Raw genomic sequence first — 6,617 nt, forward strand, 5'->3', positions numbered from 1 at the left:
ATTAGATGAACTAAAAGAGAAGGTGAGGCTTTTCTTTTGAAAAAAACAGGGGGTACACATCATTTGATGTGTACTCCCTGTTATATTGTTATGTATAATCGATTACCAGCGGTTTTCGTAGTACACTTGTGTCCACATGATAACTTCGATAAGAGAAGGGTGTGGGCTCATGGTTTCACCGACGGTGATTACGGACTTAGGATCCATGTTACGCATGATGCCTTTTTTGCGTAATCGTTTTGTTCGTTCAGAGGCGATTTCTTCATTGATGGCAGTCAATGGAGTTACACCGCTGTTCATAAGGTTTACATATGGTTGGAATAGGATAGAGGCTTGTGGTCCAATCACATGAATACCAAGGATATGGTTTGTATCTTTGTCGACCACGATTTTTACAAAGCCGTCGTTTACATCACCAGGATCAATGCCCATAGCATAGCCTTTGGCCGTAGAGGAGTAGAAGTTTTTGCCTACGCCTACATTGTAACCAGCCTTAATCGCTTCTGCTTCGGTAAGACCTACGCTACCAATTTCAGGATAGGAGAAGGTAACCTTTGGCAACACGTCATAGCGGGCCCAACGGAAATCTGCTTCGTTTTTGGCAAAGTATAGATTATGTGCAATGATATCCGCTTCGTAGTTGGCGCGATGACGGAATGCAGGTTCGCCGTTTACATCGCCTAACGCATAGATGCCGTCTACAGATGTTTCAAGAAACTCGTTTGTTTTGATCCAGCCCTTTGGCCATGTTTCAATACCGGTATTTTCAAGGTGTAACTCTTCGGTAGCAGGGCGGATGCCTGCGGCTACAAGAATTTCTTCAACCTTAGTTTCTGTGATTTCACCTGTTGTACGATCCTTTGTAACTACAACCTTTAGGCCATCTTCTTGGCGAATCTCTACAGTATCTTGATTTAGAATCACGTTGATGCCACGTTCTCTATAGTTGTTGAGAAGATGTTCAGACATATCCGCATCTTCTTTTGGTACTAAGCGTACATTATGTTGAATAATTGTTACATCGGTACCGGCAGAGTCAAATACATGAGCAAACTCAACGCCGATAGGACCAGCGCCTAAGACTGCAAGGGATTTGTACGGTTGTTTTGGGAATTTATCGCCAAAGAGGCTTTCACTAGAAAGATAACCGGCCTCTTGTAAACCAGGTACATTTGGCACATTGCTGTAGCCACCGGTACCAAGAATGATGGTAGGGGCCGTAATTTCTATGATATCAGAACCGTCGTTGAGGTGAATATTCATCACCTTATCGGATACAAAGCTAGCTGTACCGCGGTACACGTCTACATTGTCATAGGCATTGTAGTAATCGTAGATCCCGGCGGACTCATCGATTTTGTGCCATGTGCGTTTGGAAACGATATCCCAATCCATCGTCGCCTCGCTGACATTAACACCGATTTTACCGAATTCTTTTACCTCTTGCACAGCATTCGCAGCTGTTACCATAACCTTTGTAGGAATACAACCGCGTGTTAAGCATGTACCACCAAATTTACCTTTTTCTATGATGGCCACTTTTTGACCTTTTTTGATAGCTACATCGGCTACGATAGTCGCGCCACCTGTGCCAACTACAATAATATCGTATTGTTTCATGTTGATTCCTTTCTATATATATCTAGTAATAGTTATTATCATTAAATCTATTATACCATTACATTGAAAATAATCAATATAGTAAATATATTGTTTTCATTCATGGTAAAAGTCGGAGTAGGGAAAGCTTTCACAAAAAGAAAAGACGACCCAATGGATCGTCTTGTTCTATATACTGTTTTAATCCCAGTTTTCGTTGTAACCGCGTTTTGCATAATCTGCTGTAGCAGTGAATAGAATATCAGTACTGGAATTGAGGGCAGTTTCTGTGGAGTCTTGTAATACGCCGATGATGAAACCAACACCTACTACTTGCATAGCCACATCGTTGGAGATACCGAATAGGGAACATGCTAACGGAATGAGGAGCAAGGAACCGCCTGCTACGCCAGAAGCACCACATGCACCGATAGTAGCGATAACAGATAAAAGGATGGCTGTAGGCACATCCACGATGATGCCCAATGTATGAGCAGCAGCCAATGTCATAACAGTAATTGTAATTGCAGCACCACCCATGTTGATGGTCGCACCTAATGGAATGGATACAGAATACATATCAGGGTTTAGTTTCAAACGTTTAGCCAAGTCAAGGTTTACAGGAATGTTGGCTGCAGAGCTGCGTGTGAAGAATGCGTAGATAGCAGATTCACGCAAACATTTGAACACCAATGGATATGGGTTACGGCGCAAATAAATAAAGGATAAAAGTGGGTTGACTACCAAGGCTACGAAAATCATGGAGCCTAAGAGTAATACGAGAAGTTGGAAGTAGCTGATGAGTGCTTCGATACCATTTGTTGCAATGGAATCAGCCACAAGGCCCATGATACCAAGAGGAGCGAAACGGATAATCCAACCTACTACAGTAGTAATCGCTTGAGCGATGGATTCCATTACTTCTTTTGTATTCATAGGTGCATGACGTAGAGCACCGCCGATGATAAGCGCCCAGCCTAAAATGCCGATGTAGTTAGCGGACATTAATGCTTTCACAGGGTTATCTACGATATTTTTGAGTAATGTTTTCATGACTTCCGCAATACCTTGTGGCGGCGCTGCATCAGCTGCACCAGCAGCTAGATGCAATGTAGTTGGGAAGAACCAGCTCACAAGCACAGCGAGTGCGGCGGAAAGGAATGTACCCAATAGATAGAGGGTAATTACGGAGCCCATACCTGTTTTTTGCCCGGAACGATGTTTACTGATCGCTGCGATAACTAGGAAAAATACAAGAATTGGGGCGATACCCTTAAGGGCGCCGACGAATAATATCCCCAATAGCGATAATTCATTTGCAATATCAGGGACATAGAGAGCCGTCAAAATACCGATAATCATACCGATGATGATTTGTTGGATGAGGCTGACTCTATTAATGGATTTCATAAATCGATTCATAATAGACTCCAATACTTAATTAGACTACATAAAACAATGAGTTATACCCTTAAAAATGAGTATAATAAATAAATCCTTTTAGAAAGGACATATGTCATTATATAACGAACATTACTATAATTCAATAGATAAATGCTAATTATATGATGTGTTTTTTCTATGTGAACATTTTGTAATTCTTTGTATATATAGTATATATATTAGAATCGTTCTAAGTTCTAGAATGTCATCGTTGGTTATGGTATACTGTCAACATGTGATATTCTTGTTTATGAAAGTGGGTACCATGAATACTAAAGAATTTAACACGTATGAAGACAAAGAACAATTTGTGCAAGGTGTATTTTCTAATATTGCCAAACATTATGATTTGATGAATACATTGCTCAGTTTTGGGCAAGATTATTTCTGGCGTAAGTTCGCCGTTAAAGAAATGAATATCGGACCTTATCAACATGTGCTGGATGTAGCTTGTGGTACTTGTGTATTTACAAAGGAAGCATTGCGCCAAGAACCGACTTTGACAGTAGAAGCATTGGACTTTAATGCAGAAATGTTAGAGCAAGGTCGTGAGCGTATGGCCCAAGCGGATCTGTTAGACCAAGTGAATTTGGTTCAAGGCGATGCGATGGCCTTGCCTTATGCGGATAATACATTTGATGCGGCTATGAGTGGCTTTGCAATGCGTAATGTACCTGATATTAAACAAGTGCTATCCGAAATGCAACGCGTTGTAAAACCAGGCGGCAAGGTGGTAGTCTTGGAATTGGCTAAGCCAAGTGCATTTGGGTTTAAGCAATTATATCATTTCTACTTCTCCTATATATTACCTATTATAGGCAAGTTGAGTAAGGATAATTCTTCCTATGCGTGGTTGCCGGAATCATTGCGTCGCTATCCTCATCAAAGCGAGATTTTAGAAATCTGGAAATCATTGGGCTATGAAAATGCTAAGTATACTGAATTAACAGGTGGCATTGTGGCAGTACACGAAGGTGTTGTACCAGAATCCACCACAAAATAATACAAAATAAAGACCGTATAACATAGTTAGTATCGTATGTTATACGGTCTTTTGTTTGTTGATGAACGTAATCGCTTATAGCAAATAGTTAAGTATTTGTGTGCGATAGTTCTTATTCGACATTAATTGATTACAGTATATAGCCGATTATTTATTGTAGGTAGTATACGATATCCGCATCTTGGGATACGATTAAAGAACCTTTTTCAACAGGTGTGGAAGTGCTTAGATTTGCTGCAAGTACTTTGGCACTACGATAATAGCCTTGATCGAATGTGTTTGTTTCGGTGTTGCTAATGTTTACAGTTTTTACAGGACCTAAGGTACGACCAAGAGCCGCAGCAATTACCTCAGCCTTGTGTTGGCCGTTTTGGATAGCTTCTGTAGTTAAAGAATCGGATAGTTGTTGAGATGGGTCGTTTTGGAATGAAAGACTGTTTATGTCATTTGCACCAGCATTAACAGCTGCGTCTACGACTTTACCTACGCTATCCAAGTTGTTGATTTTAACTGTTACAAGGTTGGATACTCGATAACCTGTATTAACGCGTTTACCTTCTTGGTAATCACTGGTAGGATTAATTGAAATATTAGACGTGTAAATGTCTTTTTTTGCAACGTTTAAATTTGAAAGCTTGCTAATAAGGTCGCTCATGATCCGGTCGTTATTAGATTTTGCAGCATTGATATTTGCGTTTTCACTCGTAATACCTAATGTAAGAATTGCGTAGGTAGGGGCCACAGAGCGGGAAGCCTGACCAGTAACATGGATTTCAGATGTATCAAATGATCCTTGTGGTGCTGCAAAGCTAGCTGTAGCAACCGATGCACATATAGCAGCCAACGCAACCGTTTTAGTAAATAAGTGTTTTGAGAATTTCATATATCTCTCCTTATATAGTATTAATAGAATGGGGAAGCATACCCCGCTGAGATATGACATGTATATCTCCTTATATAGTATTAATAAAAGAGGTAGAGATACCTCTCATTGAGGCATTACATGTATATCGTCATACGTTAAGTATATTGTACAAAATAGATTGTGTAAAATCAATATATTTTGTTGAAAATGAGTTGAATGTGAAGTTTTGAGAAAATGAGAATTAAGGGTTGCATAGGTATGTGGTTTATACTATAATAACCATACAGTCGTTGAGGCGACTGTTTCTTAATGAGGAAACACTAGATACAATCTAGATTCTTTGCTAAGTATTTTAGAATTTTTATGTAAATCCCTTATATATAGGTGATTACAAAATTCTAGAAAAGATTATAAAAAGTGCTTGACACCAAATAGTCAACGTGTTATTATAATCTAGTCGCCAGTTGGTGAAACACTTCAAACGAAAGTGCTTCGGAGCTAGATAAAATCTAGTCTGACTGGTACAGATATTTGAAAACTGAACAATGATAGGTAATCAATCATATGATTGAACATATGCCAGAGTGCGGGTTTTGACAAAGTCAAAACCAACCATAATTCAAAGTTACTTAAATGTAACGACAACAAATAATGAGCTATTCAAATAGCTTCAAGATATCTTGGAGAGTTTGATCCTGGCTCAGGACGAACGCTGGCGGCGTGCTTAACACATGCAAGTCGAACGAAGAACGATGGAAGCTTGCTTCTATCAATCTTAGTGGCGAACGGGTGAGTAACGCGTAATCAACCTGCCCTTCAGAGGGGGACAACAGTTGGAAACGACTGCTAATACCGCATACGATCCAATCTCGGCATCGGGACTGGATGAAAGATGGCCTCTATTTATAAGCTATCACTGAAGGAGGGGATTGCGTCTGATTAGCTAGTTGGAGGGGTAACGGCCCACCAAGGCGATGATCAGTAGCCGGTCTGAGAGGATGAACGGCCACATTGGGACTGAGACACGGCCCAGACTCCTACGGGAGGCAGCAGTGGGGAATCTTCCGCAATGGACGAAAGTCTGACGGAGCAACGCCGCGTGAGTGATGACGGCCTTCGGGTTGTAAAGCTCTGTTAATCGGGACGAATGGTTCTTGTGCGAATAGTGCGAGGATTTGACGGTACCGGAATAGAAAGCCACGGCTAACTACGTGCCAGCAGCCGCGGTAATACGTAGGTGGCAAGCGTTGTCCGGAATTATTGGGCGTAAAGCGCGCGCAGGCGGATTGGTCAGTCTGTCTTAAAAGTTCGGGGCTTAACCCCGTGATGGGATGGAAACTGCCAATCTAGAGTATCGGAGAGGAAAGTGGAATTCCTAGTGTAGCGGTGAAATGCGTAGATATTAGGAAGAACACCAGTGGCGAAGGCGACTTTCTGGACGAAAACTGACGCTGAGGCGCGAAAGCCAGGGGAGCGAACGGGATTAGATACCCCGGTAGTCCTGGCCGTAAACGATGGGTACTAGGTGTAGGAGGTATCGACCCCTTCTGTGCCGGAGTTAACGCAATAAGTACCCCGCCTGGGGAGTACGACCGCAAGGTTGAAACTCAAAGGAATTGACGGGGGCCCGCACAAGCGGTGGAGTATGTGGTTTAATTCGACGCAACGCGAAGAACCTTACCAGGTCTTGACATTGATGGACAGAAC

General features: G+C 41.6%; 4 protein-coding genes and 1 rRNA gene. 2 read left to right on the plus strand and 3 right to left on the minus strand.

What is annotated here, in order from left to right:
- Window positions 1-102: 102 nt before the first annotated feature.
- Both VIHSUH07_RS00805 and sstT read right to left on the minus strand, forming a co-directional pair.
- A complete protein-coding gene (locus VIHSUH07_RS00805; RefSeq protein ID WP_105083549.1) occupies window positions 103-1,620 on the minus strand; it encodes a dihydrolipoyl dehydrogenase family protein in 1,518 nt (505 codons plus the stop codon).
- Between the two features lie 180 nt (window positions 1,621-1,800).
- Window positions 1,801-3,021, minus strand: coding sequence for a serine/threonine transporter SstT (sstT, locus tag VIHSUH07_RS00810; RefSeq protein WP_105083550.1), 1,221 nt, complete (start codon window positions 3,019-3,021; stop codon window positions 1,801-1,803).
- 286 nt (window positions 3,022-3,307) lie between these two features.
- On the opposite strand from sstT, the gene VIHSUH07_RS00815 reads away from it, so the two are divergent.
- Window positions 3,308-4,045, plus strand: coding sequence for a ubiquinone/menaquinone biosynthesis methyltransferase (locus tag VIHSUH07_RS00815; RefSeq protein WP_105083551.1), 738 nt, complete (start codon window positions 3,308-3,310; stop codon window positions 4,043-4,045).
- 151 nt (window positions 4,046-4,196) lie between these two features.
- Here the strand turns inward: VIHSUH07_RS00815 and VIHSUH07_RS00820 are convergent, their stop codons facing one another.
- Window positions 4,197-4,928 carry an SIMPL domain-containing protein gene (locus tag VIHSUH07_RS00820; protein WP_105083552.1) on the minus strand — a complete coding sequence of 244 codons (732 nt, stop codon included), beginning with the start codon at window positions 4,926-4,928 and terminating at the stop codon, window positions 4,197-4,199.
- A 659-nt stretch (window positions 4,929-5,587) separates the two neighbouring features.
- On the opposite strand from VIHSUH07_RS00820, the gene VIHSUH07_RS00825 reads away from it, so the two are divergent.
- Window positions 5,588-6,617, plus strand: a 16S ribosomal RNA gene (locus VIHSUH07_RS00825); the annotation flags it as partial.

Origin of the sequence: Veillonella sp. T34266-5 (genome assembly GCF_002959815.1) — a bacterium.
GTDB classification, from domain to species: Bacteria; Bacillota; Negativicutes; order Veillonellales; family Veillonellaceae; genus Veillonella; species Veillonella atypica.

What these genes read in the sequence shown, in the direction of transcription:
- VIHSUH07_RS00820 (WP_105083552.1), bottom strand. Translation starts at nt 4,928, where the DNA reads ATGAAATTCTCAAAACACTTATTTACTAAAACGGTTGCGTTGGCTGCT.
- sstT (WP_105083550.1), bottom strand. Translation starts at nt 3,021, where the DNA reads ATGAATCGATTTATGAAATCCATTAATAGAGTCAGCCTCATCCAACAA.
- VIHSUH07_RS00805 (WP_105083549.1), bottom strand. Translation starts at nt 1,620, where the DNA reads ATGAAACAATACGATATTATTGTAGTTGGCACAGGTGGCGCGACTATC.
- VIHSUH07_RS00815 (WP_105083551.1), top strand. Translation starts at nt 3,308, where the DNA reads ATGAATACTAAAGAATTTAACACGTATGAAGACAAAGAACAATTTGTG.